The following is a 4385-nucleotide window of genomic DNA, read 5'->3' as shown; positions in this document are numbered from 1 at the left end:
TCCTTGATTTGTGTTTGTTTCGTCACTTATACAATATCAAAGATCGGGCTCCTTTTCACTTAATTAGTGAAATGCCAAATGTTCTTTTTTATTGATTTGATGCAGTTTCTTAAGGGTTTGTGGTGGGACTGTGAATAATCTGGGTAAGATATGGCTTTTTAGGACAATTAACGAATTTGCCGAGTTGGTTTGGAAGACAAATTTCTATGGGTGCTTATAAGATATCAAGAAAAGTATTTGGGTTTAACTAAATTTGCCGTGATAAATTCACAGATAGTTCTGGGGAGCTCAATGTTATAACCGATAATATGGTCGAGGGGATGGGTGAAATATCACTCGCAGTTTAGGAAATTGCACTAGCGTTGCATAAAAAGTGATTGATAAAGTCAAGTGTTAATTTTTCATCAAAATATCAATTAACAAAATATTCAGTTATTAATCAGCTTCGCACTAAGAAAAAAGACAATGGGCATGAAAGGTAGTCCTTCATCCATTTTTTAAATATTATACAATTTTAAACCAACGGATCGTACGTAAGATTATCTAAGTGCGAAATATCTCCTGTCTCATATTGTGCTAAGGTCTCTGCAAAAATCCGGTCACTGTCCCACCTTCGTCGTCCACTGGATTTGCGTTCTGGTTCTTTACGTACTTCCAAGACAAATGTTGTCATGGATTGATTGTAACAATCCCTTACCCAACGCAACATTTCCAACAAGGTGCCTTTGAAACCTACTTTTTGTTTCATTAAGATGATCAGACAAAAAGTAATCATGGCAAGGTAGACTTGATTGTAAACTGCATTTTCGCTCTTGCCATAAAATTTTTTAATGACTAAATGTTGCTTGACCCATTTGAAAAACAACTCAATTTTCCAACGGTTTCGGTAGATATCACTAATTTCTAGTGCACTGCGCTTGGCATCATTACACACAATACGAATCTTGTTTCCGTTACTGTCCATTGTCTCTACTAACTGTAATTGGTTCTTCATTTTCCCTAATGTCACAATCGCATGCCGCGTAATGGGGGAAGATGCTTCTACTGGTAATTCTTCTATGATGTTTACAACTGTATTGCTTTTGATGCGTGTCGCAAATCTGATTCCTTTTTTCGAATAGGTATCAAATTTCACAAAGTTGAAGTACCCGCGATCGAATACATGAAGCACATCTTTCGTGTAAACGATTAATTCATCTAGTCGTGTTTCATCCGCTGGTCGAGCTGGCGTTAAGATCATTTGGTCTAACGAGACAGTATCATCACATAACCTAATCGACGTGTGCAATTTGATTCCAGCTTTCGTATCTCGAAAATCAGCCCATTCATAGCCGTTCAGACACATGGAAATGGTGGATGAATCAATTAAATGAAGCTTATCCAATGCCTTTCCTGCTTTCACAGCTCCTAGTGTATACTGAATTTTTTGAATAAGATGACGAAGAATAGCTTCCGTTATTTCATGTGGAATTTGTCTATTCTTACGCGAGAGTTGCGACTTACTGATACTGTCCATCCCTACTAGTCGTTGCACCGTTTTTTTGCGTGAAACAGATTGACTGATGACCGCAAGATTTTCTAACTTTTTAAGTTGTGCGTAAAGAAATAAGCGAATATATGAAAGGGTATATAACTTTTTAACATACTTGTCTATCGCTTCCACATCAATCATTTTTTGAATTATTTTTATATCTAATGGATGAATGTATTCCTTGAATACAGTTTTTATGGTATGATTGTCCATGTGAACTCCTTATAATTTGGGATTTGGACAGGACTACCATACCCCTAATTATAAGGTTTTTTTATGATAATTTGTAGTGGAAATTACCATTTTTCATAATATTGACACTAACCATTTCACTTGACTTTAAGTGAAAAAGTTAATGCAACGCTAGTGAGGAAATTGTAAGATCCATTAATTGTGGATAACTTTTTTAAAATCAAATTATCATATTTAAGGAAAAAATGAGAAAAGGTTCTGGAATTGTTAAGTAAATATTAAAAGAGCACTTTGTAGGTTTTTGGGAATTACATTGTCGACACTGTAATGGCACGATGATTGAAGCGAGGTAAAATCCCAAGTAAATATTATTTACTTGGGACGTGATTTAGTTGCGATAGCGACTTTGTCATTAAAAAGCATGGAATTTTTGTTCCTGCTGGTAAACGATCTAAAGCTGTTGAAAATGACAATAAGATTAACAAAAAGTTAAATTTCTGCTAATTTATTTAATAATGGAGCAGCGTTATTCCATAAATGGAAATTTTCTTGAACATATGTGATAGCTTCTGATTCATCACCCCGACCAATATAGTCAAATTGCTTCCTAGGGAGAGGTTCTTTTCCAGTTAGATATTTTTTTACATGAGGGTTTCTCTGATCAGCCTCTTTTAGCAGTTTAATTGTTTTTGGCACCATTCCCTTAGTAAAGTAGGCGATTAATGCGCGGCTGAAAAGGGCAACAGCTGCTTTATCATCCTTATATTGATCAATTAATTTTTGTGCATCTTCGTATCGTTCTTGTTCGAGGTATAAAGTGAGTAAAATATATCGAACTCCCTGGTTATCATTTGGATTTAAAATAATTAAATCTTCAAATTCAGCAATGCCATTATCAATATCATCATGATTAAGGTAAAAACTGGCAAGCTTGGCTTTTGCTCGCATAAAAGGTCTTGTTTCAATCATCAACCAAAAATGGCCTGTATTCTCTTTGAAAAAGTCCTCGCCAAGATCTTGTCTGCCTAAGTTAACAGCTTGTTGAATAAGTTCAAATTGTTTGCTTGGATTGTGCTCATCTTCTGCGATTAATAAATATGCTTCTGGGTTGTTTGGATAAATCTCTAAAGCTTCTTTAATCAGTTTTTGTCGCTTAGCACCATCTGTTTGTTTTGCTTCAAACAACTTGTCCTGAGCAAGGTCACGTGGTTCAGTTGAAGCAGGTGGTGTGAATTCCTCGTTATTAAGTACTTGATTTAAAAAATCATGCATCTCTTCTTCTGATTCAAATTCTTGTTGATCTATTAACCTTTGTATATCACGCATTGATTGCTCCATTGGTGGCGGAGCGAACTCGATTGTTTCATTATCGTCTAAATCTTCGAGCTCAAATGCAAGATCATCTAATTCTTCATTTACAGTTTCCGTTATCTGACGTGCATTTTTTGAGATCGTTGTAACTGCAACTTGATATTCATCTGCTAGATCCTTTTGTGTTTGCATTCGGTCATTTAAAATTCTAGTTTGAATGACATATTCAAGTGCAGCCACATACGCTTCAGGTTTTCTAATGATCGGAAACTCTCTGTCCGTGAACAGTTTCCAAATAATCTTACCAATTTTGATTAAATCTCCACTAGCTTCTTTACTCTTCAATTTTTGTTCGAGAAGAGTTGCAACTTGGTAATATTGAAAATGACCATATTCTAAATCAAAAGTTGATGCTTCATCGATAATCGCATCAGCTAAGATATGCGGGTAGTAAATTCTCAGTTCACTATCGGTTAATGATAAAGTTTTATCAAACAGTTTTCCGTCCTCGTCATATAACTCGAAGATAGATAATAAGATCCTATACTCCTGAATATAAGGAATAATCACCCCGACTAATAAATTGCCTGCTTCAAAATCATCACTTTCATTTATATTTACTTGGTAAGTTTTATTCGTTCGAATGTCTTCAATGAATAAACTTTCTTTATCGACTGAAACTATTTCATAGAAAGTAAGTGGGGCCTCCGACCAGGAATAAAATACTTTTCTTACCCTTTCATTTTTTATTTTTTTCTGTTGTCTTTGATAGTAAATGTCAAAGATCGTTTTTCCATTATCGAGGGGTTGATGAAATATGCTCCAAGAAACAATTGCAGACGTATACAAATTGAAAAGATCGTCATCATCGGGGACCTCTGGCTGTATATTTTCCCTAAGAATATCAGCTAGTTCATTTTCATAATTAATGGAGGCAAAATCCATTAATCCGGCGTGGAGTTCTGCTAATTGGTCATTGTATCGCTTAGGGTTTATTTCAATCACATTAGATGCTCCATGACATTTTTTATACTTTTTTCCGCTGCCACATGGGCAAGGATCATTTCGACCGACCTTATTCATATGAATTCACCTCTTATTTGTGTATACTTTCTTTTAATTATGAAGGTACTAGACTTACAATTCAAGGCAAATGTTGAGTCAACAGATTGTACTTTAGGCTAATTCAATTGTTTTGAGCAATAATATATTAATTAGGATGTGATAATGGAAAGCCTAAACCGATCTGATAGGTCTGGGTCTTTCGATATTTAATTATTTATCCTGCATTATTCATAACTTGATTTTTTATAGGTGATTTGCCCATTAAATTGCCAAAAGTGAATGCCAG

2 protein-coding genes are annotated in these 4385 nt (G+C 35.0%); both read right to left on the bottom strand.

The window, feature by feature from the left end; translation table 11 throughout:
* Nucleotides 1–514: 514 nt before the first annotated feature.
* A complete protein-coding gene (locus tag ABD814_RS08510; RefSeq protein WP_344912208.1) occupies nucleotides 515–1744 on the bottom strand; it encodes an IS4 family transposase in 1230 nt (409 codons plus the stop codon).
* Between the two features lie 468 nt (nucleotides 1745–2212).
* A complete protein-coding gene (locus tag ABD814_RS08505; protein ID WP_344912206.1) occupies nucleotides 2213–4117 on the bottom strand; it encodes an SEC-C metal-binding domain-containing protein in 1905 nt (634 codons plus the stop codon).
* Between the last annotated feature and the right edge of the window lie 268 nt (nucleotides 4118–4385).

Source organism: Amphibacillus indicireducens (assembly GCF_039539605.1).
Classification (GTDB): Bacteria; Bacillota; Bacilli; order Bacillales; family Amphibacillaceae; genus Amphibacillus; species Amphibacillus indicireducens.
This window is presented reverse-complemented; position numbering and strand designations above follow the sequence as displayed.